The organism is Glaciihabitans sp. UYNi722 (genome assembly GCF_040549465.1).
Taxonomy (GTDB): domain Bacteria; phylum Actinomycetota; class Actinomycetes; order Actinomycetales; family Microbacteriaceae; genus Lacisediminihabitans.
In genome coordinates this window covers 1-24,981 of sequence record NZ_JBEPTL010000009.1, presented here as the reverse complement: position 1 = coordinate 24,981, position 24,981 = coordinate 1, and the positions used below count along the sequence as shown (strand labels likewise).

General features: G+C 66.4%; 25 protein-coding genes. 7 read left to right on the top strand and 18 right to left on the bottom strand.

All coding sequences use genetic code 11. From position 1 onward, the window contains the following. Positions 1-13: 13 nt before the first annotated feature. Positions 14-391 (bottom strand): hypothetical protein, encoded by a 378-nt coding sequence (locus tag ABIB56_RS08395; protein ID WP_354568706.1) that lies wholly within the window; start codon positions 389-391, stop codon positions 14-16. Between the two features lie 13 nt (positions 392-404). Here ABIB56_RS08395 and ABIB56_RS08390 point away from each other — a divergent pair, with 13 nt between their 5' ends. Continuing rightward, positions 405-548 carry a hypothetical protein gene (locus ABIB56_RS08390; RefSeq protein WP_354568705.1) on the top strand — a complete coding sequence of 48 codons (144 nt, stop codon included), beginning with the start codon at positions 405-407 and terminating at the stop codon, positions 546-548. 168 nt (positions 549-716) lie between these two features. Continuing rightward, positions 717-1,073 carry an SIP domain-containing protein gene (locus ABIB56_RS08385; protein WP_354568704.1) on the top strand — a complete coding sequence of 119 codons (357 nt, stop codon included), beginning with the start codon at positions 717-719 and terminating at the stop codon, positions 1,071-1,073. An 11-nt stretch (positions 1,074-1,084) separates the two neighbouring features. Here ABIB56_RS08385 and ABIB56_RS08380 read toward each other — a convergent pair whose 3' ends face one another. The 3 genes from ABIB56_RS08380 to ABIB56_RS08370 are packed head-to-tail and all read right to left on the bottom strand — an operon-like array spanning position 1,085 to position 3,212. Next, the gene (locus ABIB56_RS08380; RefSeq protein WP_354568703.1) at positions 1,085-1,924 is read right to left on the bottom strand and encodes an SDR family NAD(P)-dependent oxidoreductase; all 840 of its coding nucleotides are present in this window, start codon (positions 1,922-1,924) and stop codon (positions 1,085-1,087) included. Positions 1,925-1,941: 17 nt separating this feature from the next. Beyond that, positions 1,942-2,784 (bottom strand): SDR family NAD(P)-dependent oxidoreductase, encoded by an 843-nt coding sequence (locus tag ABIB56_RS08375; protein ID WP_354568701.1) that lies wholly within the window; start codon positions 2,782-2,784, stop codon positions 1,942-1,944. Further along, a complete protein-coding gene (locus ABIB56_RS08370; RefSeq protein WP_354568700.1) occupies positions 2,781-3,212 on the bottom strand; it encodes a hypothetical protein in 432 nt (143 codons plus the stop codon). Before ABIB56_RS08370 ends, ABIB56_RS08375 begins: the two co-directional genes overlap by 4 nt. Before the next feature lie 122 nt (positions 3,213-3,334). Here ABIB56_RS08370 and ABIB56_RS08365 point away from each other — a divergent pair, with 122 nt between their 5' ends. After that, on the top strand, positions 3,335-4,564 hold the full coding sequence (locus ABIB56_RS08365) for a glycosyltransferase (protein WP_354568699.1): 1,230 nt from the start codon (positions 3,335-3,337) through the stop codon (positions 4,562-4,564). A 91-nt stretch (positions 4,565-4,655) separates the two neighbouring features. On the opposite strand, the gene ABIB56_RS08360 is transcribed toward ABIB56_RS08365, so the two are convergent. The 9 genes from ABIB56_RS08360 to ABIB56_RS08320 form a co-directional block, all read right to left on the bottom strand. Next, positions 4,656-6,062: a dihydrolipoyl dehydrogenase family protein gene (locus ABIB56_RS08360; RefSeq protein ID WP_354568697.1), complete on the bottom strand. Its 1,407-nt coding sequence runs from the start codon at positions 6,060-6,062 to the stop codon at positions 4,656-4,658. 97 nt (positions 6,063-6,159) lie between these two features. Further along, positions 6,160-6,963: a crotonase/enoyl-CoA hydratase family protein gene (locus tag ABIB56_RS08355; RefSeq protein WP_354568696.1), complete on the bottom strand. Its 804-nt coding sequence runs from the start codon at positions 6,961-6,963 to the stop codon at positions 6,160-6,162. An 84-nt stretch (positions 6,964-7,047) separates the two neighbouring features. Then, positions 7,048-7,869, bottom strand: coding sequence for an arginase family protein (locus ABIB56_RS08350; RefSeq protein ID WP_354568695.1), 822 nt, complete (start codon positions 7,867-7,869; stop codon positions 7,048-7,050). Between the two features lie 36 nt (positions 7,870-7,905). Further along, the gene (locus tag ABIB56_RS08345) at positions 7,906-8,547 is read right to left on the bottom strand and encodes an NADPH-dependent F420 reductase (RefSeq protein ID WP_354568694.1); all 642 of its coding nucleotides are present in this window, start codon (positions 8,545-8,547) and stop codon (positions 7,906-7,908) included. Between the two features lie 62 nt (positions 8,548-8,609). Beyond that, positions 8,610-9,347, bottom strand: coding sequence for a PspA/IM30 family protein (locus ABIB56_RS08340; RefSeq protein ID WP_354568692.1), 738 nt, complete (start codon positions 9,345-9,347; stop codon positions 8,610-8,612). Between the two features lie 39 nt (positions 9,348-9,386). After that, the gene (locus tag ABIB56_RS08335) at positions 9,387-11,303 is read right to left on the bottom strand and encodes a TPM domain-containing protein (RefSeq protein WP_354568691.1); all 1,917 of its coding nucleotides are present in this window, start codon (positions 11,301-11,303) and stop codon (positions 9,387-9,389) included. Positions 11,304-11,461: 158 nt separating this feature from the next. After that, positions 11,462-12,220 carry a hypothetical protein gene (locus tag ABIB56_RS08330; protein WP_354568690.1) on the bottom strand — a complete coding sequence of 253 codons (759 nt, stop codon included), beginning with the start codon at positions 12,218-12,220 and terminating at the stop codon, positions 11,462-11,464. Continuing rightward, on the bottom strand, positions 12,204-12,764 hold the full coding sequence (locus ABIB56_RS08325) for a sigma-70 family RNA polymerase sigma factor (protein WP_354568689.1): 561 nt from the start codon (positions 12,762-12,764) through the stop codon (positions 12,204-12,206). The genes ABIB56_RS08330 and ABIB56_RS08325 overlap by 17 nt, the downstream gene beginning before the upstream one ends. A gap of 76 nt (positions 12,765-12,840) precedes the next feature. Next, on the bottom strand, positions 12,841-14,709 hold the full coding sequence (locus ABIB56_RS08320) for a phosphoenolpyruvate carboxykinase (GTP) (protein ID WP_354568688.1): 1,869 nt from the start codon (positions 14,707-14,709) through the stop codon (positions 12,841-12,843). Positions 14,710-14,828: 119 nt separating this feature from the next. Between ABIB56_RS08320 and ABIB56_RS08315 the strand changes: the two genes are divergently transcribed. Then, positions 14,829-16,259, top strand: a complete 1,431-nt coding sequence (locus ABIB56_RS08315) for a helix-turn-helix domain-containing protein (protein ID WP_354568687.1) — start codon at positions 14,829-14,831, stop codon at positions 16,257-16,259. Positions 16,260-16,380: 121 nt separating this feature from the next. On the opposite strand, the gene ABIB56_RS08310 is transcribed toward ABIB56_RS08315, so the two are convergent. Further along, entirely contained in the window at positions 16,381-17,484 is a 1,104-nt protein-coding gene (locus ABIB56_RS08310) for a glycerate kinase family protein (protein ID WP_354568686.1), read from the bottom strand. Positions 17,485-17,491: 7 nt separating this feature from the next. Next, positions 17,492-18,502 carry a LacI family DNA-binding transcriptional regulator gene (locus tag ABIB56_RS08305; protein WP_354568685.1) on the bottom strand — a complete coding sequence of 337 codons (1,011 nt, stop codon included), beginning with the start codon at positions 18,500-18,502 and terminating at the stop codon, positions 17,492-17,494. A 156-nt stretch (positions 18,503-18,658) separates the two neighbouring features. Between ABIB56_RS08305 and ABIB56_RS08300 the strand changes: the two genes are divergently transcribed. From ABIB56_RS08300 to ABIB56_RS08290, 3 genes are read left to right on the top strand one after another with little or no spacing between them, the layout of a single operon-like run. Beyond that, positions 18,659-19,801, top strand: coding sequence for a Gfo/Idh/MocA family protein (locus ABIB56_RS08300; protein WP_354568684.1), 1,143 nt, complete (start codon positions 18,659-18,661; stop codon positions 19,799-19,801). Further along, positions 19,798-20,964: a dihydrodipicolinate synthase family protein gene (locus ABIB56_RS08295; protein WP_354568682.1), complete on the top strand. Its 1,167-nt coding sequence runs from the start codon at positions 19,798-19,800 to the stop codon at positions 20,962-20,964. Before ABIB56_RS08300 ends, ABIB56_RS08295 begins: the two co-directional genes overlap by 4 nt. After that, complete coding sequence (locus ABIB56_RS08290; protein ID WP_354568681.1) at positions 20,961-21,848, top strand: sugar phosphate isomerase/epimerase family protein; 888 nt, start codon at positions 20,961-20,963, stop codon at positions 21,846-21,848. The genes ABIB56_RS08295 and ABIB56_RS08290 overlap by 4 nt, the downstream gene beginning before the upstream one ends. Here the strand turns inward: ABIB56_RS08290 and ABIB56_RS08285 are convergent, their stop codons facing one another. From ABIB56_RS08285 to ABIB56_RS08275, 3 genes are all read right to left on the bottom strand, one after another. Beyond that, the gene (locus ABIB56_RS08285; protein ID WP_354568680.1) at positions 21,849-22,859 is read right to left on the bottom strand and encodes an N-acetylglucosamine kinase; all 1,011 of its coding nucleotides are present in this window, start codon (positions 22,857-22,859) and stop codon (positions 21,849-21,851) included. It lies immediately after the preceding gene. Next, a complete protein-coding gene (locus ABIB56_RS08280) occupies positions 22,847-24,106 on the bottom strand; it encodes a 6-phospho-beta-glucosidase (RefSeq protein ID WP_354568679.1) in 1,260 nt (419 codons plus the stop codon). The genes ABIB56_RS08285 and ABIB56_RS08280 overlap by 13 nt, the downstream gene beginning before the upstream one ends. 259 nt (positions 24,107-24,365) lie before the next feature. Then, positions 24,366-24,872, bottom strand: a complete 507-nt coding sequence (locus ABIB56_RS08275) for an ROK family protein (RefSeq protein ID WP_354568862.1) — start codon at positions 24,870-24,872, stop codon at positions 24,366-24,368. Positions 24,873-24,981 lie beyond the last annotated feature (109 nt).

Below are 24,981 nucleotides of genomic sequence, written 5' to 3'. Positions count from 1 at the left end.
GTGCGGTGCTGGGTCAGTTGGCGTATTTGGGGAGATCGCCCACATCGCTCGCGTAGCGCCAGCTACCGGATTCGAAGATATAAACCGGTGTCAGGCCGAGATAGCCCTCGAGATCGACGGGGCTCCAGCGTTCTTCGCCACTACCCGATTTCGTCATAGCCCAGCCGGATCCACTCAGTTGCTGCTTCTGAAGCGTGCTGTCAGAATCGGTGATCGTGGAGTAGGCGAGCACCAGCCCGGTGTCCGTGTTCGGGCGACCCCACTGGCAGAGAACGCCTCCGTAGTCAAGGAACGCTTCCAGGCTGTCGTGCGATTCACGCATTCTGTCGGCAAAATTCGGGAAGTAGATCGAGCCGTCCGACGTCCAGGCGACCGACGCTTCCGTCGTCATGAGGTTGTCGCAGGTGACAGGTCTTGTTGTCGGCGTGCTCGAGGGAGCGGTCGAGGAACTGGAGGGTGACGGAGTTTTTGCTGTCGGCGTGAGCAGTGTGCATCCGCTGAGCCCGATGGTCGCCGTAGACAACGATGGCCGACATCCTCGTAATTGATCTCACAGCAACTCCCGACTCGACAGTGAGAATAAACCTACTGTGGGTGGCGTCCTTCTCCGGTCGTCGTTATCACACCGATAGGTCGGCCTGATCCGTCGGCGTACTCAGCATGATCACAGCCATGCGGGCTGGTTGAACTTAGGTAAGGCATGCCATACTTGATCTGTGGCAACCTCCGACTCCCTCACCGCTTCGATCGCGTGGAATCCCGGTGTCAAAGATCGCCTGCTCATCGCGGGTGACGAGTCGAGTCTTCCCGCCATCCAGACGCTCCTCGCCACGCTTCCCTCCGCAGCCCGCGGCCAGGTCTTCGTCGAGGTCGAGACCTCGGATGACGTCGCGACCCTTCTGGCTCCCGGTCGCGTGGCCATCTGCTGGCTGGTTCGCGATCGCGGACAGTCGCTTCGCCGCTCACTCGACGCATGGCTGAGCGAGATGCTCCCGACGGACATCACGCAGCAGCACACCGTCTACTCCTGGATCGCCGGCAGCGGCGCCGCCCGCGCCCTCAGCTCGGACTAGAGAAGCTCGGACTAGAGCCAGGGGCCGAGCAGCCCGACAGTGTTCTCCCAGAGAGTCCGTGCGGTCGCCTCATTGTTCGCCAGGGGATGCGTGCGCCCGTTGGGCCGACTGCGGCTGAAGTAGGCGCCGCTCGGCGCGCCGACATCGTTCGTCGATGCGAGGAAGACCAGTGGCTCCGCGCCCTGTTCCGGCCTGAGCCCCAGATGACCCGCGCTGATGAACTGCGCGAAATTCATGATTGGGATGTTTACTCCGAAGTTCGACGCGACATAGCCGGGGTGGAAGGAATACGCGTCGACTCCGCTGCCCACCGTGCGGCGGGCCAGCTCGCGGATGAAGAGGATCGTCTCCAGCTTCGTGGTGCCATAGGCGCGCCATCCGCCCATCCACGGTTGATGCGCGAAGTCGAGGTCGTTGAGATCGAGGTGGGCGATGGTGTTGGAACTGCTCGCCGTGGACAGGACGCGGCCGCGACTCTCGGTGATCCGGGGGAGCAGCAGATCGGTCAGCAGGAACGGCGCGAGGTAGTTCGACTGGAAGGTGCGCTCAAAGCCATCCTTCGTCGTCTCACGACGGCTGACCAGGCCGCCGGCGTTGTTGGCGAGAACGTCGATCCGATCGAAACGGGAGAGCAGGGCATCCGCCAACTCGCGAACCTGGTCGAGATGGTCGAAGTCGGCGACGAAGGCCGTGCCGCGCGCGAGCTTCGCGACATCAGCGGTTCGTTCGGGATTGCGGCCCACGACTGCCACGAACGCGCCTCGTCGTCCGAGTTCGATGGCGGCTGATCGGCCGAGCCCGGAACTCGCGCCGGTGATCACGATCGACCGGCCCTCGAGCGTGCTCTCCACCTGGAACGAACCCTTCGTCAGAGTCCGACCAACTCGGTGCTCCTCGTCCACAATCTAGCGGCGACCTCTTCATCGTGCGCGACGGCCGGGGTGCGTCCGTTCGGTTTCAGGCCGTCGAAGTAGGTGCCGCTCGGCGCGCCGACATCCTCGGTGGACGCCAGGTGGATGAGCGGTGCCGCACCCTGCTCAGGGCTGATGCCGAGACTGCCGCGGCTCAGAAATTGGGCGAAGCGGAACATCCCGGAATCGGCGCCGAAACCTGTCGAGACGAGGCCAGGGTGGAAGGCGAAGGCGTCGATGCCCGTGCCGTCAGTTCGCCTGGCCAGCTCCTCGATGAACAGGATGGTCTCCAGCTTGCTCGTGCCGTAGGCACGCCAGCCGCCCGCATAGACATGCCTGGTTCGATCGAGATCGTCGAGGTCGAGTTTGCCGAACAGGTTGGCGGCACTCGCGGTGGAGATGACCCGACCGTTGGCCGCGGTCAGCCGGGTAAGAAGCAGGTTGGTGAGTAGGAACGGTGCGAGATGGTTGTGCTGGAAAGTACGCTCGTGGCCGTCTTCGGAGAGTCCGCGTTTGCTGACAAGACCGCCGCCGTTGTTGGCGAGAACGTCGATGTGGTCGTAGACGGTGAGCAGGTCATCCGCGAGTCTTCTCACGTCGTCGAGGCGGTCGAAGTCGGCGAGGAACATCCGGCCGCCCACCTGGGCTGCCACCGCGTTGGTGCGCTCCGGGTTGCGGCCGACCACCGCGATCTCGGCTCCGCGATCGGCGAGAGCGACGGCTGCGGCTCTCCCGAGGCCGGAACTCGCACCGGTGATCACGATGGTTGCGCCATCCAGATCTTTATTGCCTTCGGTCATACGTAGCCGCCATCCTCTAGTCCTGCCTCTACTTCGAAGCGATTGAGTTGTGCGAAGGCCCCCGCAGCCAGATAGAGCGGGATGAAGGCCAGCCCGTAGTGTTTCCACTGTGCCCGGTGCACGGCTTCGTGCCGCAGAACGGGAAGCGAAACGTTATCGTGCGTGAGGTAGACGGCACCGATGGTTGTGCCGCCGCGCCCGAAGGCCCAGCGTGGGCAACCCTGGGCAACCACGACTCCGCCCTCGCTGCGCAGTTGTCCACGGCTGAGGATACCGCCCCAGACGACACCTGAGACCGTCGCAAACCAGTATCCGGGGCGCGCGATCACGGCGGAGATCAGTATGCGACGGAGACCCGGGACGGCGGAGCCCCAGTGCACGAGACGCTGCATGCCACGATCCAGGCCGGAAGAGGGTTCAGCGGGCATGACGCGAGGCTATGCGATCCCGGTCGGATTTCCCAGGAATCGATCGCGGACCCACCTGACGAACACGGCCTCGAGTGGGGAGCGCTCAGCGGCCGCAGGGGATGTGCCAATACAGTGGCAGCATGGCGAGTGCGCTGGAGCGAGTTGCGATGGTGTCCATGCACACCTCGCCGCTCGCCGCACCCGGCACGGGGGATTCCGGCGGCATGAACGTCTCTCTGCTGTCGATGGCCGCCGAGGTGGCCAAGCGCGGCGTCGAGGTCGACCTGCTGACGCGAGCCACCGGTGCACCCGGCATGCGGGAGATCGGTGATGGCGTGACGCTGCACGAACTGGCGGCCGGCCCACCGGGGATTCTTGAGAAGGAGCGCCTTTTCGAGGTCGCCGACGAGTTCGGTGAAGCGGTGGCAAATCTCGCCGGACGCCTGCACCCGCGCTACGGACTCATCCACGCCCACTACTGGCTGAGCGGCCTGTCTACCCTTCCTGTCGCCCTCGAACTCGGACTGCCTTTCGTGCAGAGTTTCCACACCGTGGCGGCGATGAAGAACAGCGCACTGGCTCCCGGCCAGGCGCCGGAGCCCGAGCAGCGCGTTCGCACCGAAATGTACCTCGCCAACCAGGCCAGCGCGATGGTGGCGGGGTCGGCGGCCGAGGTGGGCATGCTCATCGACGAGGTGCGCGCTCCGGCCGATCGCATCTGGGTGATCCCGCCCGGCGTCGACGTCGACCTCTTCACCCCGAGGCGAGCGGATGCCGCTGGCGCTCGTTTGCGCGACGAACTCGCGATAGCCCCTGGACGCCCCATCCTCGCCGTCGTCGGCCGGATCCAGCCCCTCAAGGACCAGGAGCTTGCCATTCGTGCGCTCGCCGAGTTGCACGCCCTGCGCGGGTGGGCACCAGTGCTCGTCATCGCGGGCGAGGCCACACCGGGCGAGGACCAGTACGCCGTGTCGTTGCGCACGACCGCCACCGAGCTCGGGGTCTTTGCCGATGTTCGCTTCGTCGGTGCCCTGTCTCGCGAACGGCTCGCCGACCTGCTGGCGGCGGCGACAGTGACGCTCGTGCCTTCACATTCCGAGACCTTCGGTCTCGTTGCTCTCGAGTCGGCATCCAGCGGAACACCGGTTGTAGCATTCCGCGGGGGCGGGCTCGTGGAGTCGGTGTCGGCCGGCGTCTCAGGCCAGCTCGTCGATTCGCGTGATCCGCGGGCCTGGGCACGCTCCATCACCGAGATGCTCGACGACAGCGCGCGGCTCGAACAGTTCTCGGCCACGGCGCGGCATTACGCAGAGGGCTACACCTGGGCGGCTACCGCGACGGCGCTGCTCGGGGTGTACGCGGGCCTGTAGTGGTTGCGCTCAACCGTCGGTTGCGCTGTTGTTTCGGCGTACCGCTGTCGTAATTGCGCCAGCATTAGGCCGAAACGACAGCGCACGCGGGCTAATCCGGGCGGCCGTAGGTCTCCAGCAGGCGTAGCCATATCTCGTTCATCGTCGGGTAGGCGGGCACGGCGTGCCAGAGCCTGTCCAACGGCACCTCGCCGACGATGGCGGTGGTGGCCGCATGGATGAGTTCCGACACATCCTGGCCGACGAAGGTGACCCCGAGGATCACCGTGCGCTTCTCGTCGACGATCATGCGGGCCTGACCTTCGTAGCCGTCCGCCTGCAGCCCGGCACCGGCGACCCAGCCGAGGTTGTAGTCGATGACGCGGGTCTCGTAGCCCGCCTTCTGCGCGGCGGCGGCGGTCAGTCCGACGGATGCCACCTCCGGATCGCTGAAGGTGACCTGCGGAACCACCTCGTGGTCGGCGGTCGCCACGTGCGTGCCCCACTTGCCGTCGGAGACCGGCTTGCCGAGCGCACGGGCGACAATAACGTCGCCAGCGGCGCGGGCCTGGTATTTGCCCTGGTGGGTGAGCAGGGCTCGGTGGTTGACGTCGCCGCAGGCGTAGAGCCAGTCGAAGCCCTTTACGAGGAGAGTGTCGTCGACATCGAGCCAGTCACCGGGGGTGAGGCCGATCGCGTCGAAGCCGAGGTCCGACGTGCGCGGAACCCGCCCCGTTGCGACCAGCACCTCCTCAGCCGTGAGGGTGGAGCCATCGTCGAGTTGCAGTTCGACGCCGGCATCCGTGCGCTTCGCGGAAGTGGCCGAGACGCCGACCTTCACCGTGGCGCCGAGCTTCTCCAGCGAGGCGGTCACGGCCTCGCCGGCGAACGGTTCCTGGTTGCCGAGCAACGCGGTGCGAGCGAGCACGGTGACCGCCGTACCGAAGCTGGCGTAAGCCGTGGCCATCTCGACGCCGACCACTCCACCGCCGATGATCGCCAGGCTCTTCGGCGCGACCTTGGCGGATGTCGCGTGCCGACTGGTCCACGGACTCACATCCTTGAGGCCCCGGATGTCGGGCAGCAGCGGGTCGGATCCGACACTCACTGCGATGGCGTGACGCGCCGTGTAGACGGTGTCGTCGACGGTGAGCTGTTTCTCGCCGGTGATACGGGCGTGACCGCGAACCAGGTCGATGCCCGCACCCTTCACCCAGTCGACCTGGCCCTGGTCGTCCCAGTCGCTGGTGAACCCGTCGCGGCGCTTGAAGGTGGCTGCGACATCCAGGTCTCCGGTGACAGCCTCGCGTGCACCGCCGACGGCTTTCGCGGCCCGCAGGGCTATTCCGCTGCGCAGCAGTGCCTTGGAGGGCATGCAGGCCCAGTATGAACACTCGCCGCCGACCAGTTCACTCTCGACCAGCAGCGCAGTGAGGCCTCCTTGCACCGCCCGGTCGGCGATGTTCTCGCCCACCGCACCTGCGCCGATAACGATGAGGTCGTAGGTTGTCTCGGTCATCTCTGCTCCTCGTTGTTGTGCATACGGTTCTCGAACTCGGGGGACGCAAACGGCTGGCTGTTGCGCGTCGGACGGACCATTCGTGCCCCCTCAGGCATCAGCGGCCGACGAACGTCGCCGGCTGGCGGCTGATGAAGGATTCCATGCCGATCCGGGCATCTTCACTCGAGGCGAGCGCCACCAGATTGGGCTGCAACGATGCTTCCGCGGCCTGGTCGCCGTCTCGTACGGCGAGGCGCGCGTTGGCGAGTGCCGCTTGCACGGCGAGCGGCGCCTGGGAGGCAACCCGGTGCGCGAGCTCAAGACCTCGTTCGTACTGAGCGCCATCCGTGACGACCTCCTGCACGAGACCGATGCGATGCGCTTCCGTAGCATCGAAGCTGTCGCCGGTGAGGATCCAGCGCATGGCATTGCCCCAGCCGACAGCGCGGGGAAAGCGGATGGTCGCGCCGCCGAACGGTAGGATGCCGCGAGCAACCTCGATCTGCCCGAAGGTCGTCGACTCCGCAGCGACGGCGATATCGCTGGCGAGGATCAGTTCGATGCCGAGGGTAAGGCAGGTGCCATGCACCGCGATGACCACTGGCTTGCTGAGTTGTGTGCCGGAGACCTGCCACGGGTTGATTCCGTCCTCCGGCGCGATCTCCAGACCTTCGGGGCCGATCCGCGGGCCGACGTCGGCGAGGTCGAGTCCGCCTGTGAAGTGGTCGCCGTGGGCGAAGACGAATCCCACACGCAGTTCGGGGTCGCGTTCGAGCTCCCCGTATGCGAGCGAGAGCTCCTGCAGCATCCGGAAGTCAGCGGCGTTGCGCTTCTCTGCGCGGTTGAGACCGATAAGCAGCACGTGCCCGTCACGCTCGACGGTGACTCGCGGGCTGGGAGATGCTTCGGTATTGGTCAACGCTGGCCTTTCCTGGCGGTCGGGGACGTCTCCATGCTACGACCACGCCGCCGGCGAAACCTCGGCGGTTTCAGCTGCGCGGGTTCAGCTACTCAGCGCGCCGATGATGCGCAGGATGCTGCCGAGGTCGTCGCCGGCGGCCGCGGGTGACGCAGGAGCGAAACCGGTGATTCCCGCCCCCGCGAGCGGTAGCGCGGCTTTGGCGGCAGCGATGGCCTCGAGGAGGGTTGCCAGCGGAAGGCCGAAGGGCATCGGGTCGCCGACGCCGTCGAACTCCGAGGGGTCGAGCACATCCAGGTCGATATGCACGTAGACGGATGTCGCCCCGCTCGACGCCAGCACCTCGCCGATCGATTTCGCACTCACGTCCTGTGCGTCGAGCGCACGAACCGCGCTTGACTCCAGGTACTCGTTTTCGCCATCGTCGGTATTGCGGATGCCAACGAGGATCGTGCGCGACGGCTCCAGGGGCTTCGCCGGCACCAGGGTTGGGGTTCCCTCGCCGATCAGGGTGCGCAGGACCATGCCGGTGAAGGCGCCGGACGGTGACGACTCCGGTGTATTCATGTCGGGGTGGGCATCGAACCAGAGCACAGCCATGGCGTCCTGGGAGAGATTCGCGTGTTCGATCGCGGCCAGTTCCACGCCGCAATCCCCGCCGATGGTCACCGCGAGCCCGGAGGCGGTCGCGAGAGCAGCCAGTTGCGCGTCACGCACCGTTTGCAGCGAACTCAGCCGCTGTACGGTGGTTCCCTCGTCGCTTCCCGCACCGAGAGGCACGTCAACGGTCACGGTCGCGACGCTGGGAAGGTCGCCGCGAATAGCCTCCGCTCCGTCGACGAGGCGCATCGCACGAGAGGAGCCGGAGCCCTGCCATTGGGGAACGACGAGAAAGGTGGCAGCCACAGGTCAATTATGGCCGCCACCGGAGGTCGAGGTGACTCAGATGGTGCGCGGCGCCTTCGCCAGGTTGGCCTCAAGCTCCGCAACGTTCTGACGTATCCCATAGGCCGGGCGGTCGCGCTCGACCCGCCAGCTCTCGGAGAGCGGACCGATGTTCACGGTGTCGAAGCCGAACTCGTCGTAGAGCTTGGTCACGTACGCGGCCGCTTCGTCGCTGTCCGAGGCGGTGGCGAGTGCGCGGCGGCGGGGATCTCCCGCTGGATGGCCATCGTCGGTGATATCGCCGGACTGGATGTGATTGAAGCCCTTCGCTACCTTCGAGGTCGGCAGGTGGCCTTGCAGCTTGCCCGAAACGGTCGCGGTGCCGTTGTCGAGATCCTCGTAGTGGCCGTCACGTTCGAAGTAGTAGTTGTTGGTGTCGATCACGATTTTGCCGGCCAGAGGTTCAACGGGGATCGTGTCGAAGGCCTTGAACGGCACAGTGACAACAGCAACGTCGGCAGCCTGAGCGGCCTCGATGGCGGTCGCCGCCCTGGCCTTCGGGCCGAACTCGGTCACCAGGTCCGCGAGGGTCTCGGGCCCGCGCGAATTGCTGATCACCACGTCGTATCCGTTTTCGATCGCTTTGCGTGCGACCTGGCTGCCAATGTGTCCTGCACCGATGATTCCGATAGTTGTCATGGCTGACCTAACGACAACGGGGCCTCGGATGTTCCGAATCCCTGCTGTGATTTGGGTGGGAGTTACTGGTTGATCGCCGGCGGGGTGGGAGCGCCCATCTTCAGGGCGGCGAGGCGCGCGTCGAGCTCCACGGCGTTATCCGAGGCATCCAACTGCTCGAACTGGGCGTCGAGGCTGGATGCCGCGAGCTCCTGCTGCCCCAGAACCGTGGCCTCCTGACGCCGGATCTTGTCTTCGAAGCGGCTGATCTCGCTGGTCGGATCGGTGAGGTCGATCGTCTTGACGGCATCCTGCACCTGCTTCTGGGCATCCGCAGTCTTCGAGCGAGCGATGAGCTCGTCACGCTTCGATGAGAGCTGCGCCAGCTTGGTGCGCATGGAGTCGAGCCCTTTCTTCAGCTGGTCGACCACACCGGTCTGCGAGGCAATGGTCGGCTCGGCCTCTTTCGCCTCCTTCTCGGAGGCGATCTGGCGACCGATGGCGACCTTGGCGAGGTTGTCGAACTTGTCGGCGTCGGCGGTGTTGCCCGCGGCTCGCAGCTCGTCGCCTTTACGGCTCGCGGCGAGTGCCTTGTTGCCCCAGTCCGAGGCGTTGGCAACATCTTCCGTGTGGTCCTGTTCGAGCAGGCGCAGGTTGCCGATTGTCTGCGCCACTGCACTCTCCGCCTCGGCGATGCTGTTCGTGTAGTCACGAACCATCTGGTCGAGCATCATCTTCGGGTCCTCGGCCGAGTCGAGGAGTGAATTGATGTTGGCCTTCGCCATCTGCGCGATCCGCCCGAGGATTGACTGCTTTGCCATTGTTCTTCCTTCCGTTGTGGAACCTGACTGATGAGAAAACTAGAACCTGCCGCCGCTGCTGGTGCGGCCGCCGCCGCCCGATGAGCCGCCTCCGCGGGAACTGCCGCCGAAACCTCCGCCGCCGAATCCGCCGCCCCCGCCTCCGAAGAGACCCCCGCTGCTGCGGCCGCCTCCACCGCTGAGGAGGCCGCCGATCAGGCCGCCGAGTACGGCGCTTCCGATGCCATCCATGCCGCCGCCTCCGCCGATGCCGCCACCTCCGCCGCCGAAGCCCTGCACGTCGTTCTGTGCAGCGGAGAGTGCCTGAGCGGAGAGCGTCTGCGCGGCGTTGGCCTCGGTGAGCGCCTGCACGGGATCGCTACTGGCTAGTGACACGGCCAGCTCCAGATGACGGGTCGCCTCGGAGACTCGCGTGCGGGCTTCTCTTCCGACGCCGCCACGACGGGTGGTGATGAAATCGTTGGCGGCCGAGATTTGGCTGCTGGCGGCGCTGATCGCGCCGTGCAGCTGGGATGTCGCGACCCGCACCTTCTCTTGCTCATCGCGCGCGTCATCCAGCACGCTGTCGAGCCTGGTGTTGGCCTCACTGAGGTGGGCGAGCCTGGCCAGCGGATCGCCGCCGTCCGTCGTATTCGTGGCCGCGGCCAGCGCGGACTCCGCGGCGGCGATCGTGGGCGCCAGTTCTGCCGACGCACCGGCCGGCAGTGCCTTGGCCGCCGCGAGGTCCTGTCGCGTGTCGGCCACGGCGGCGTCCAGCTCAACACCCGCCTTGGAGAGGTTCGCAGCGACCGAGTCGATGGCGTCGAGTAGTTGCCCTGCCTGAGCGATGCTCGCCTGCGCCGCCCTCACGTTGATCGCGGCGGTGCCGGACTCGCCACTTGTGATGGCGGCATCGGCGGTGCCGCCGGCGGCTCCGACGAAGGCGAGAAGCTTCTCCGCCTGATCGGCGTTCTCGGCGACCGAGGAGATGGCGGATGCCGAATACGACGACTGCAGGCCGGCGATGGTCTGCTTGGCCGCGGCTAGCCGCGCCTTCACTGCCTCAGCATCCGAGACGACGGTCACGAGCGCCTGTGGTGCCGTCTTCTCGAGCTCTCGCAGGTCGTCGAAAGCGTCGGCCTGCTCGTCGAGACCCTTGTCGGCGGCCTCGCACAGCTCGATGATCCTGATCGTCATCGCACGCTTCTCTTCCGGCGTCTCCGGGATTGCGTCGTCGAGTTTCTGCCTCAGCTGGAACGCTTCGGCGACCTGCGCCTTGGCCGTGGCGAGCGTCGTGCTGAACGGCGTCGTCGACTCCGTGCCGAACTGGGCGATTGCAAAACCGAGTTCCTGCTCGCTGGTCTTGAGCGAGTCATCGAGCTGTACCAGCAGGCTTCCGGCTCGCTGGTCGAGCTGTTCCTGGGTCAACTTCTCGGGGGCGGTCGCGCCTGAACCACCGGTCTTCTTGCGGCGCGAACGCACCACCAGGAAGATAACCACGGCGATCACCAGGATCACCAGGATGCCGATCAGCACGGGTGCGACGGAGAATCCACCCCCGTTGGCCGCACTGTCGTAGCCGCGAGCCGCAGCGATGGCGGCATCGGCCCACTTGTTGTCACGGAGCGCCGGCACGATGTCGTTCTGTTCGACATCCTGTCTCTGGCCGGTGCTGAGTTGGGTGTCATTCGCGTAGGAGACCGTGTAGTTGCGATCCTTGGTCGCCACGGCGAGCAGGATGTCGTTCGCCCCGAGTCCGTTCTTGGTCGCTGTCTCGTTCGCCCAGTCCTGTGGGTCGGTCACACCGGTGAAGCTGTCGACGTAGACCACGAAGAGCTGGAGCTTCGTGTCGTCGTAGAGCTTGTTGACCGCGCTGGTGACCGCACTCTTCTGCGACCCGAGCACATTCGAGTTGTCCAGCACATAGGCGCCGTTCAGATCGACCGGCGGCTCGGCGAGAGCGGCTGATGGCGCCATCAGGGCGAGGATGCCGGCTACGGCAGCCGTCGCTAGTACGGCACGGATATGTGCGGCTGCTGAGTTACGAATTGCAGACTCCCTTGACCACTCCGGTAGTCCTCGGATTCTAGCGACTCAGGGTGTCGAGAGGGGAGTGCCGCTCAACGATGGCTTTGTCAACCGAGTTTCAGAGGCGCCACCGGGCCGCTCACGAGATCGTTCGACGCGAAGCTGCCGTCCGCATTCTCGCGCGTGAGATCGATCGCCGCCGAGACCTGGTACTCGCCGGGTTCCACGTGGGGAAGATCAGCCCGGAAGCCGTCGCCGGTCTCGTCCTCCGCGCCACAGGCCACCGGGGTCACAGACGCCTGGTAGGTCATCGACGCTCCAGGCGCGAGATCCACCGTCACCGCCATCATGATCATCGGGCCGTTGCTATGCCACAGCGTGACACCGCCCTTCGACAGGGTGATCGCGGGTATCGCGGCTGTCGTACCGACGATCCGCTCGCTGCCGGAGTTGGTGAGAGTGACGATTCCCTGGATGCTGGAATCGGATGCCGATGCGGCGGGGAAGTCGGCCGTCAGCGACAGCCCCTGAGGGTTCGGTGCAATCTGCGCGAGTTCGCCACCACAGAGGTTGATCTTCTCTGCCGGCGCGCGCTTCTGCCCATCCAACGGAGAATCCGACGCCTTCATCGGCCCGGCCGACGAGGCTGCGGGGCCGGCGGACATCGACTGCTGTCCGAGCCCGCGGACGCCGAACACACCGGCGACGCCGATTCCCGCAACGGCCAGGGTCGTGACCCCGCCGACAGCCACCTGGTTGCCCAGATGGCGACGTCGGCTGCGGCGGATCACCTTCGCGAGATCGATGCCATGCTCGCCGGAGACTTCGGCCTCGGCCAGTCGTTTGAATTCAGATTCGATGGACATGGGGGGATTCCTTTGGATCGGTGTCGTTGTCGGGCGCGAGTGCGACCGCCATCTTCGCCAGCCCGTCGCTCAGGTAGCGTTTGACGGCGCCCGCACTGATGCCGAGGGCGTCGGCGACGTCGTCGACTTTGAGATCTTCGTAGTAGCGCAGCACGAGACAGGCGCGTTCCCTCGGCGTCAGCTTCTTGAGCTCTTCGCGGAGGTCGAGGCGGCCGTCCGTGGCAGAAACCGCCGAATCCTCGGTCTCTGGAACCACCACGAGGTGCGCGATCCGGCGCCAGCGGCTCGACCTGCGTCCACCGTCCAGGTAGCTGTTGAGGATCGCCCGGCGCACATACGCTTCCCCGCTCGTGACGGTGAAGCCGTTACGAAGGCGACCGAAGGTCTTGACCAGGGCGTCCTGCACGAGGTCGGCCGCGTCATCCGCGCTCCCGCAGAGCAGCCGGGCGTAGCGCACGAGGGAGTCACCGCGCTCTTCGACGAGCGCGGTGACAACCGCCTGCCAGCTCTCGCCGTCCTGCCGTGCTGTCGCCTGCGCCGCCAATGGATTCCCCTCGTGCGTTCTTCTTTCTATCCTCTAAGACGCACGGCGGTGGCGAAACGTTGTGTCTGGCTGTGGACTAGTTCTCGATCGAGAGCTTAAGGCGACGACGGATGTCGGCCAGCTGGGTGGAGAGCTCGGCAGGGAGCTTCTCGCCGAAGCCACCGAAGAAGGTCTCGGTCGATTCGAGTTCTGCCAGCCAGGCGTCCGGATCGACCTCGAAGAGTTTCTCCCGCTTACGCGTGGTGATCTGCAGTCCTTCGAGGTTGATGCCGTCATCTGCGGGCTTCCAGCCGAGTGGCGTATCGACCCCGCGTGCCCGACCGTCCACCCTGTCGAGGATCCACTCGAGAACCCGCGAATTCTCGGAGAACCCCGGCCAGAGGAACGATCCGTCGTCGTCTTTGCGGAACCAGTTCACCTGGAAGATGCGCGGGGCCGTACCGAGATTACCGAGTTTGCGGCCGATGGAGAGCCAGTGCGACCAGTGGTCGGCCATGTTGTAGCCGCAGAACGGCATCATTGCGAAGGGGTCGCGGCGCAGCTCGCCCACCGTTCCCTCAGCGGCCGCGGTGCGCTCGGAGGAGACTGTCGCGCCGATGAAGACGCCGTGCTCCCAGTTTCTGGCCTCGACGACGAGCGGCACGTTGTGAGCACGGCGGCCACCGAAGATGATGGCGTCGATCACCACGCCGTTCGGGTCGTCCCATTCACTTGCGATGGTCGGGCACTGGCTGGCGGCCACGGTGAATCGCGAGTTGGGGTGGGCGGCGGGGGAGCCGGATGCCGGCGTCCAGTCGTTCCCCTCCCAGTCGACGAGATGGTCGGGCGCCGTGTCACTGAGGCCCTCCCACCACACGTCGCCGTCGTCGCGCAGCGCCACATTGGTGAAGATGGTGTTGCCCCAGAGCGTCTCGATGGCCGTGGCATTCGTCGCGGGACCCGTGCCGGGCGCCACTCCGAAGAACCCCGCCTCCGGATTGATCGCGCGGAGGCGTCCGTCGGCCCCAGGTTTCAGCCAGGCGATGTCGTCACCGATCGTCTCGACTGTCCAGCCAGGAATCGAAGGCCTGAGCATGGCGAGGTTGGTCTTACCGCAGGCGGAGGGGAATGCAGCGGCCAGGTGGAAGACGCGTCCGCGCGGATTGGTGACCTTGAGGATAAGCATGTGCTCGGCGAGCCAGCCTTCGTCGCGAGCGATGACCGATGCGATGCGTAGCGCGAAAGACTTCTTGGCCAGCAGCGCATTGCCACCGTAGGCCGAACCGAAAGACCAGATCTCCCTCGTCTCCGGAAAGTGCGAGATGTACTTCGTGTCGCTGCACGGCCACGGCACGTCCTTCACGCCGTCCATCAACGGTGCCCCCACGCTGTGGACGGCCGGGACCCATTCGGTGTCCGCCGTGATGAGGCGCAGGGCATCCGTTCCCATTCGCGTCATGGTGGTCATGTTCGCGACGACGTATGGCGAGTCGGTCACCTGCACGCCCAGCTTCGACATGGGGCTACCGAGCGGGCCCATCGAGAAGGGGATGACGTACATGGTGCGCCCGCGCATGCTGCCCGCGAAGAGCTCACCGAGGGTGGAGCGCATCTCGATGGGATCGCGCCAGTTGTTGGTCGGCCCGGCATCGTCCTCATTGATCGAGCAGATGAAGGTGCGGGCCTCGACCCTGGCGACGTCGCTGCTGTCGCTACGGGCCAGAAAGCTGTAGGGGCGGTGCTCCGGATTGAGGCGGATGAGGGTGTCGCTCTCCACCATCTGGCGGGTGAGTCTGTCGTATTCGGACGGCGATCCGTCGCACCAGACGATCTTGTCCGGAGTGGTCTGTCGAGCGATCGACTCCACCCAGTCCGTGACACGTGGATCGGCTCCGTCCGGTACATTGCCGCCTGTCGGAGCAGGTGCCGGAGCCGAGGAGGTGGTTCGCGTGGGGGTGATAGTCATGGTTCATCCGTCCTCGAGTGGGAAAAACTGCCGCTTGACTCCAGCATTGCCGTGATCTGACCGAATTTGTTTGACGGTTGGGTGGAAAAAATGGCTGATCTTTCACTAGTGTCAAATACATGACCGATCTCGCCACTCTTGGCCAGCGCATCCGCCACTACCGCAACGTCGCGGGTATCACCCTCGACCAGCTCGGCGCCGCGGTCGGGATCGCAGGCAGCCAGCTCTCGCTGATGGAGAACGGACGGCGCGAACCGCGGCTCTCGCTGCTGCAGGGGATCGCGAGTACTGTCGGTGTGCAGGTGTCGGAGTTGCTCGACGAGCAGCCGCCCACACCACGGGCCGCACTCGAAATCGAACTCGACCGGATGCAGAAAGCAGCGGTCTACCAGGGCCTCGGCCTGCCGGCCATCCGGCCATCACGCACCATTCCGGAGGACACTCTCGAATCCTTGGTCGGCCTGCACCGGGAGCTCGCGCGTCGTGCTCGCGAGGCGATCGCGACGCCGGAGGAGGCGAGGCGCGCCAACACGGAGCTTCGCCAGTACATGCGCACCAAAGACAACTACATGCCGGAGATCGAGGAGCTTGCGGAGGAGACCGTGCGCGGCGTCGGCCACGTCAATGGCGCCCTCACGCACCGCTCGGTCAACAGGATGGCGCAGAAGCTCGGATTCGAACTGATCTTCGTGAACGACCTTCCACACTCGACCCGCTCGGTGACCGACCTCGAGAACGGACGCATCTACCTGCCGCCATCCTCCATTCCGGGTGGCCACGGTTTACGATCGATGGCGCTGCAGGCGCTCGCCCACCGCCTGCTCGGCCACAAGGAACCGGAGAGCTATGCGGAATTCCTGCGCCAGCGCCTCGAGATCAACTACTACGCCGCAGCCTGCCTCATGCCACTCAGGCAGTCGGTCGACTTCCTCACGGCGGCCAAGTCCGACCGCAACCTCGCCGTCGAGGACTTCAGAGATGCATTCGGGGTGACCCACGAGGCCGCGGCCCTGCGCTTCACCAACCTCGCGACGTCACACCTCGGCATGACAGTGCACTTTCTGCGAGTGGGTGAGGACGGCGCCCTCTACAAAGGCTACGAGAACGACGGCCTGCAGTTGCCCACCGACGTCACCGGGTCAACGGAAGGGCAGCTGGTCTGCCGGCACTGGAGCGCGCGCAACGCTTTTACCCGCTCGAATCGCACCACCGAGTTCTACCAATACACCGACACCCCGACGGGCACCTACTGGTGTTCCACCCAGACCGGAAACGCGTCGAGCGAGGAGTTCTCCATCACCTTCGGCGTGCCGTTCGCCGACGCGAAATGGTTCCGCGGCAGGGAGACCACCAACAGGGCGACCTCACGCTGCCCCGACGAGAGCTGCTGCCGCCGGCCGGCCGGCGAGCTGTCGGACCGCTGGACCCACAAGGCATGGGCAAGCGCCAAGCTGCATGCCCACATCCTGTCGCCGCTGCCCTCCGGCACGTTCCCCGGCGTAGACGACACAGAGTTGTACGCCTTCCTCGACTCACACTCGGGGGAGTAGCCCCGGCTGTGTTTGGCCGGCGACTGTTCCCTTGTGCGACTTCTGTTCCCGCTCGACGACGAACAGAAGTCGCACAAGGGAACAGTCGCAGTGGAGCCGTCGCGGAGTGGTTCGGATGCCGCTACTCGCCCAGCGCGCGGGCGGCGGCGGCCCCCGCCTCGCGTAACCAGCGCGCGGGTTCGGCTATCGCGGCACCCACGGATCCGGCCAGGTCGACCAGCGCGGCGGACCAGAGCGGCGTTCCGTCGGACGAGACCGGCTGGGCGGTGACCTGCCCCGCGACGATGCCGATGCGTGCGTCATGCCTCTCGGCGAGGCCGATCAGCTGCCCGACGAGTTTGCCGGTGCCGGAGGTCGCATCGAAGCGTCCTTCGCCGGTGAGCAGCAAATCCGCCGACGCGATCGCCCCTGGCAGCCCGCTGAGCTCGGCCAGGTAGTCCGCGCCGGGTTCCACCTCGGCGCCCCAGGCGGCGATGAATCCGTAGCCGGCGCCGCCGGCCGCGCCAGAACCCGGCACCTCCGCCCCGTCACCGAGCAGGGACGCGAAGTGCGTGAGAGCGGCATCGAGCTGCTCGACCTGTTGGGGCGTGGCACCCTTCTGCGGGCCGAACACCGCGGCAGCCCCCGACGGACCGAGCAGGGGAGCGTCGACGTCGCTGAGCAGCACGACTCCTCCGGCTGGCGCGGCGAGCAGGTCGCTCCGGTCGAGGCCGCCGATGGTGCGCAGCGCGGCACCTCCGAGAGGAAGCTCCGACCCGTCCGCCTGTCGGAGTCCCAGTGCAGCGAGTGCGCCCGCTCCGCCGTCGGTCGACGCCGAACCGCCCAGCCCGATGACGACCCTCTGCGCGCCGGATTCCACAGCGGCGCGGATGACCTCGCCGAGTCCGTAGGTGCTGGCGCCGAGCGGGTCGAGGGTGTCCATCATCGGCAGCCCAGACATCTGCGCGAGTTCGACGACGGCGATGCGCCCTGGCAGCTCGAGCCAGACACCGGAAGTCGGTTTCCCGTCGGGGCCGCTGACCGGTCCGACCTCGTGGCGGATCGCCTCCGGCACGGCTGCCTCGATCGCGTCGAGAGTGCCCTCGCCGCCGTCGGCCTGGGGGAGCAGCGTGATGTCGTCGTCGGGGCGCACCGAGCGCCACCCCTCGGCGAGTGCTGCTGCGACATCCAGGGCCGCGAGCGATCCCTTGAACGAGTCCGGCGCGATGACGAGGGACGGGCTCATGGGTTCCTTAGCGTGGGGGGCCAGTTGATTCGCGCACGATGAGTTCGTGGCTGAAGGCTTTGCGACGCGGTCGTGATGCAGGATCGAGCATAGTCAGCCGCAGGGCGGCGGTACCGATCTCGGCCATTGGCAACCGTGCCGTCGTGAGCGCGGGGGAGAGGTCGGCGGCGACCGAAATATCGTCGAAACCGGCGACGGAGACGTCTTCTGGCACCCGGATGCCACGCTCTCGGAGCGTAGCGAGCACGCCGATCGCCATCACGTCGCTCAGCCCGACGATGGCAGTGACATTCCGATTGAGGGCGAGAAGTTCGGCGGCCCCGGTCGTGCCTCCGGCCCTACTGAAAGCCTGATGGCTCACCGAGACGACGGCGTCGCCAAGCACCTCTCGCAGTCCGGCAAGGCGGTCGGCCACGGTGTTCAGGGTGGCAGGCCCGGCGACCAGCGCTACCCGACGATGGCCGAGTTCGAGCAGGTGTTGGCCGATCGATCGCCCGGCGGCGACGTTGTCGGGCAGCACGGCATCCGCGGCGATGTGATGGCGGCCGACAACAGCGACGCGGCCACCGGATGCCTGGAAAGCTGCAAGCTCCGCGTCCGCCGCCGCATCCATGGTGGGGTCGATGTGACCGGACCCGGCGAGCACGATCGCGCCCACCCGGTAGGCACGCAGCAGACGGATCTGGGCGAGCACGGCCGCCGGATCGGCGGCATGGCTGATCTGCACCATCCGCTGGTGTTCGGCCGCCACCCCGATCACCCCGCTCGCGATCTCGGCGAAGTACGGGTCGCCGATCTCGCTCACGATCAGGCCGATCGAGGATTCTCCTCCGCCGGCGAGCGACCTGGCGTGCATGTTGGTGACGTAACCCATGGAGGTAGCGACCTCGCGCACGTGCTCCGCGAGTGTGACCGAGACACCCCTGGTCCCGGTGAGAGACCGCGATGCTGTCGCGAGGGACACCCCCGCGCGCTCCGCGACGTCGGCGAGACGGATGGTCGTGCCACGCGCGGCCATGCTTCCCTCTCGTTGCTCGCGGAACCGCCAGTCGCTTGCGGAATCGTCTTCTCGCACTATAGATTAACGTAAGCGCTTACGTAAACGCTTTTGCCTGTGCTGCAACGCGTGCCACCACGGGTGTGTGTATCTGCTCGCCAATCGAAGAGGACCGCCATGGCCGCCCGCACCGTACGAATCATCATGAACGGCGTCACCGGTCGCATGGGCTACCGCCAGCACCTCGTGCGATCGATCCTTGCGATCAGGGCCGACGGCGGCATTCTCATGCCCGACGGCTCACGCATCCAGGTCGAGCCGATCCTGGTCGGCCGCAATGCGGAGAAGATCGCGGAGCTCGCCCAACTGCACGATGTCGCCCAATACACGACTGATCTGGATGCCGCACTCGCCGATACCACTGCGACCATCTACTTCGACGCCGCACTGACCAGCGCCCGCAAGGAGGGCATCCTCAAGGCGGTCGCCGCGGGCAAGCATGTCTATACAGAGAAGCCGATCGCCGAATCCGTGCAGGACGGTCTCGACCTCGCGCACGCCGCCCAGGAGGCAGGCGTCATCAACGGCGTCGTGCACGACAAGCTCTATCTTCCGGGGCTACTCAAACTCAAGCGCCTCATCGACTCTGGCTTCTTCGGCCGAATCCTCAGCGTGCGTGGCGAGTTCGGCTACTGGGTCTTCGAGGGCGACCTCATCCCCGCGCAGCGTCCGAGCTGGAACTATCGCAAGGAAGACGGCGGCGGCATGACCCTCGACATGTACTGCCACTGGAACTACGTGCTCGAGAACCTCTTCGGCACAGTGCGGGCGGTGACCAGCAAGTCGGTCACCCACATCCATGATCGTTGGGACGAGCAGGGCAACCACTACACGGCGACGGCGGATGACGCGGCCTACGGCATCTTCGAGCTCGAGGGCGACATCATCGCGCAGATCAACTCGAGTTGGGCCGTGCGGGTGGATCGCGGCGAACTGGTCGAGTTCCAGGTGGACGGTACGCACGGCTCTGCCGTCGCCGGACTCTTCGGCTGCCGCATTCAGCCCCGGGTCTCCACGCCCAAGCCGGTCTGGAACCCCGACCTCAAGACCGACCAGGATTTCCGCGCCCAGTGGAAGCAGATCCCCGACAACCAGGAGTTCGACAACGGCTTCCGCTCGCAGTGGGAGGAATTCATCACAGACGTGGATGCCGGTCGGCCGCACGCCTACGACTTCATGGCCGGTGTCAGGGGGCTTCAGCTCGTGGAAGCCGGACTACTCTCGAGCGATGAGGGTCGCCGGGTGGAGATCCAGCCATGACCATCGCTATTCCGACGGCCTCCGGCTGGGAGAGCATCGAGCTGAAGCCGGCGCGGGACTGGGTGCGTCATCCAGAGCCCTATTCGTCTCGCGTCGCCTTCGCTGCGGCGCATGTGGTGGCCGACCCGCGCGGTGAGAACGTGCCGGGCGCTCCTGCCGTGATCGACTGGGATTCGACCCTCGCTTTCCGTCGCGGCCTCTTCGAGTACGGCCTCGGCGTGGCCGAGGCGATGGACACCGCCCAGCGCAACATGGGCCTCGACTGGCCGGCCGTGCAGGAGCTCGTCTCCCGCAGCGCCGACCAGGCCAGGGACTTCGGCGCTCGTATCGCGAGCGGCGCTGGCACCGACCAGCTGACCTCTGTCTCGACCATCGACGATGTGACGAACTGCTACCTCGAGCAGGTCGCCTTCGTCGAATCCACCGGTTCCCAGGTGATCGTCATGGCCTCACGGCACCTGGCGGCCCTCGCCGCCGGCGCAGAGGACTACCGCGTCGTCTACGAGTCGATCCTGTCCCAGGTGAGCGAGCCGGTCATCCTGCACTGGCTCGGCGACGCCTTCGATCCGCAGCTCGCCGGCTACTGGGGCAGTACGGATGTCGCGGCAGCGACCGATACCTTCGTCGAACTGGTCGCGGCTCACGCCGACAAGATCGACGGGGTCAAAGTCTCCCTGCTCTCCGCGGAGCACGAGACCGGCCTGCGTGCCCGGCTGCCCGAGGGCGTGCGCATGTACACCGGCGACGATTTCAACTATCCGGAGCTGATCCGCGGCGACGACACGGCTGATGGCGACACCCATCATTCGGATGCGCTGCTCGGAGCCTTTGCGGCGATCGCGCCGGCGGCATCCGCGGCGCTCGCCGCCCTCGACGCCGGTGACCTGGCCGGGTACGACGCGGAGCTCGCGCCGACCCTCGCGCTGTCCCGGCACCTCTTCGAGAAGCCCACCTTCTACTACAAGACGGGGATCGCCTTCCTCTCCTGGCTGAATGGCTACCAGCCAGGGTTCACCATGGTCGGTGGCCTGCAGTCCGCTCGCAGCGTGGTGCATCTTGCCAGGGCCTTCTCGCTGGCCAACGATGCCCAGTTGCTGGTGAATCCCGATCTCGCGGCGAAACGCCTCGGACTGCTGCTCGGCACGGCCGGAGTGGAACGATGACCGCCGTCGATGTTCCGAGCGGTCTACCCGCACGCGTCGAGACTCCGGCTCCTGGTGATCCGCGCCTCGCGCGCCTCTCGCTCAACCAGCGCACCACGGCCAACTGGTCACTTCCCGAGGCCGTTGCGGGCACCGTGAAGGCGGGCCTCGGCTCGATCGGCGTCTGGCGCGAGCCACTCGCGGAATACGGTCTCGAAGCTGGCAGGAGACTCATCGCCGAGGCCGGGATACGGGTTTCGTCGATCTGCCGCGGCGGGTTCTTCACCGATCCGGCCACCATCGACGCGGCCATCGAAAGCAATCGCGCGGCCATCGACGAGACAGAGTTACTCGGGGCGAAGACGCTGGTGCTCGTGGCGGGAGGGTTGCCGGATGGGGACCGCGACATCGCGGGTGCCCGGTCCCGTGCCGTCGACGCGATCGCGCGCCTGGTGCCCTATGCGCGAGAACGCGGTGTCACCCTCGGCATCGAGCCGATGCATCCGATCTTCGCCGCCGATCGCGGGGTCGTCTCCACCCTGCAGCAGGCGCTCGCCATCGCAGAGCAGTTCGATTCCGCGGATGTCGGGGTCGTCGTCGACACCTTCCACGTCTGGTGGGAACCGGATGTACTCGGCCAGATAGCGCGTGCGGCAGGCCGGATCGTCAGCTACCAGTTGTGCGACTGGATCACCCCGCTGCCCGCCGACACGCTTCTCTCTCGCGGCATGGTGGGCGATGGACACATCGACTTCGCCTCGCTGACGGCCGCAGTCGCTGCCGCCGGTTACGCAGGCGATGTCGAGGTCGAGATCTTCAACGCCGAGGTCTGGGCGGCCGACGGCGACGCCGTCGTCGAGACCATGGCGAGGCGTTACGTAGAGCTCGTGCAGCCGTACCTGTAGCTACGCCCGGACTTCGTCCAACTGCGCGAAGGTGCTTGCAAGCGCGGCGCGGGCGGCATCCTCGTGCTCCGCGCTGGCTCCGGCGGCCTCGAGGGTGAGCAGGGCGGCACCCACGATCGGCCGCTCGCGCACGAGCGAGATGTGCGCTAGCGGTGCGACCTCGGCGAGACCGTTTTCGACCAGGGAGAGAAGACGCGCGTTGCCGGCCGCGAGAACACCGCCGCCGAGCACCACGGGAACCGGGGTGTCGAGAAGGTCGAGCCGGGTGATTGCCGCTCGTGCCAGCGCGACGATCTCCTGCGCCTGTCGATCCAGGATGCCGAGAGCCACCGCGTCTCCGCCGTCAGCGGCCTCGAGCACCACCGGAGAGAGTGTGGCCAGCGCCGAATACGGCAGTCGCCCGAAGTGGAATGCCTCGGTCACGGCCCGCACGTCGGGAAGGTCGAAGTGAGAGGGCACGGTGCCGGTGAACACCGTCGGATCGCCGCGTCCGTCCACGGCGCGTGCTGCGTACCAGAGCGCCTGCTCTCCGAGCTGCGATCCACCGCCCCAGTCGCCGGAGATTAGGCCGACCGCGGGGAAACGCGCTGTCGTGCCATCCGCTCGCACCCCGATCGCATTGATGCCCGTGCCGCAGACGACGGCGACCGCATTGGCCTCTGTCGTACCGCTGCGCAGGAGCGCCAGCATGTCGTTGTCGAAGACGACAGTGCCGGCCGAAGCCCACGGCAGGTCGGCCACCGCAGCGCGGAAGGCCGTGACCTCAGCTTCGAGGTCGAGCCCCGCCAGGAAGACACCGACTTTGGCAAGAGGGCGTGCGGTAGCTTCCAGTACCTCGGCGATGAGTGCATCCACCACGGCGACGGCCGGCGCCAGTCCCTGGGTCTGCGGGTTCGAGGCTGGGCCCCTGGCGTGGGCGAGAACGTGGCCGTCGAGGTCGACGGCCACGGCATCCGTCTTGGATCCACCGCCGTCGACGGCGACGATCCCGCCGGAGGTCACTGTGCCCATGCGAGATGCTTGCTGTTCTCGGCGAGCAGCAGGTCGGTGAGCTTCTCGGCACGGTCGTACTGCAGCACCAGCGGATGCGCGAGCATCGCGTGCAGCACCCGCTCGCGCCCGCCGTTGACGGCCGCGTCGAGGGCAAGCCGCTCGTATCCCGCGACGTGACCGATCAGGGCGGCCAGGTCGTCCGGTAGCGGCGCAATCGGCAGCGCAGTGAGCCCCGAAGCTCCGACGGTTGCCGGTACCTCGATCACGTGGTCGTCAGGCAGGAACGGCATCGCCCCATTGTTGCGGATGTTCACCACCTGCACGTCGCCGCGATCGGTGGTGAGCGAGGCGATCAGGTCGACGGCGGCCTCGGAATAGTAGGCACCGCCGCGCTTCTCGAGGATGGCCGGCTTGGTGTCGACGTGCGGGTCGGCGTAGAGCTCGAGCAACTCCGCCTCGACCTCCATGACGGCTTGCGCGCGGGTGGGGGAGCCGAGCTGCTCACGCAGCACCTCGTCGTGGTCGTAGAAGTAGCGAAGGTAGTACGACGGCACGGAGCCGAGCATCGAGAGAAGGGATGCGGGGAGCTCCACCTCTTCTGCCAACTCGCCGAGGCGCGATCCGAGGAGCTCAGGCAACACGTCGCGGCCATCGACGGTGACCCCGCGCTCCCAGGTCAGGTGGTTGAGACCCACATGATCGAGTCGCACGGTGCGGAAGTCCACGTCGAGCAGGTTCGCGAACCGACGCTGGAAGCCGATCGCCACGTTGCAGAGTCCGACGGCGCGGTGGCCGGCCTCGAGCAGCGCGCGGGTGACGATACCGACCGGGTTGGTGAAGTCAACGATCCAGGCGTCCGGCTTGGCGTGACGGCGCACCTGTTCCGCGATCTCCAGCACCACGGGCACCGTGCGCAGTGCCTTGGCGAAGCCGCCAGGTCCCGTCGTCTCCTGTCCGATCACGCCCGCCTCATGGGGCCAGGTCTCGTCACCGTGACGGGCGGCCTGGCCGCCGACACGAAGCTGCAACAGTACGACGTCGGCGTCCGCGACACCGGCCACGACATCCGAGGTCGCCACGATCTTTCCCGGATGCCCGGCGCGCGCGAACATGCGCCGCGACACCCCAGACACCAGTTCCAATCGCGTCGGATCGGGGTCGACGAGCCACAGCTCCTCGATCGGCAGCAGCTCGCGCAGCCGGGAAAACCCGTCGATGAGTTCTGGCGTGTAGGTCGAACCTCCGCCGACAACTGTCAATTTCATGTGTTTCCCTTTACTCCGGCTAGCCTGTGACGCCGGTTAGTGTGATTCCCTCGACAAAGACGTTCTGGGCGAAGTTCCACGAGTTGAAACAGTCTGGTCGCTCGAGTTGCCGCCGCTGCAGCCAGCCAGCGTGAAGACCGCGGCGGTGGTGATCGCGGCGAGGGCCGTGACACGACGCCTGGGGAGATGGTGTTCAACGTGCTACCTCACTGTTCTGAATGGTGCTGATGGAACTCTTCAGGCGGTGCAGTGGTGCCGACTAGGAAAACGAATCGATCTCAGTGAAGAGGAGGTCGCGCAGGCGGTGCATGAGCACCTCGCGCGCACCTCGGAGAACCGGATGACCCTCGACGGCGGATCCGGCGACGCGAGGCCGCCAGAGGTGGTCGCGCTCGATCTCCCGGCGCACAAGATAGGCGAGCGCGTCGCCGCCCGCAGCCCCGATCGGGCCTCCGAGCACGATGACCTCTGGGTCAAGGATGGCGAGCACCGGGATGACACCGTGCGCGATCCTCGGGGCGAGCTCTGCGAACACTTCGGCTCGCTCCGGGTGGCCGACCATGGCATCCGCGATGCTTCTCGCATCTGTGCCCTCGACACCGTGGCGGTGCGCGATGTCGACGACCGTCGAACCGCCGATGAGGTCCTGGAGGTCGGTGGCGTCGACGTCGATGCTGGATGCGGTCTTGGGAACGGGAAGGTAGCCGATCTCGCCCGCACCGCCAGATGCCCCGCGGTGCACGGTGCCCCCAAGGTCGAGTGCCAGGCCTAGGGCGTGTCTCCTAACGGTTTGAGCCAGATTGTGATGGCCCGAAGGACGACTCCGCCGCGGTAGGTGAGGGCGAGTTTGTCGTATCTGGTTGCGATGCCGCGCC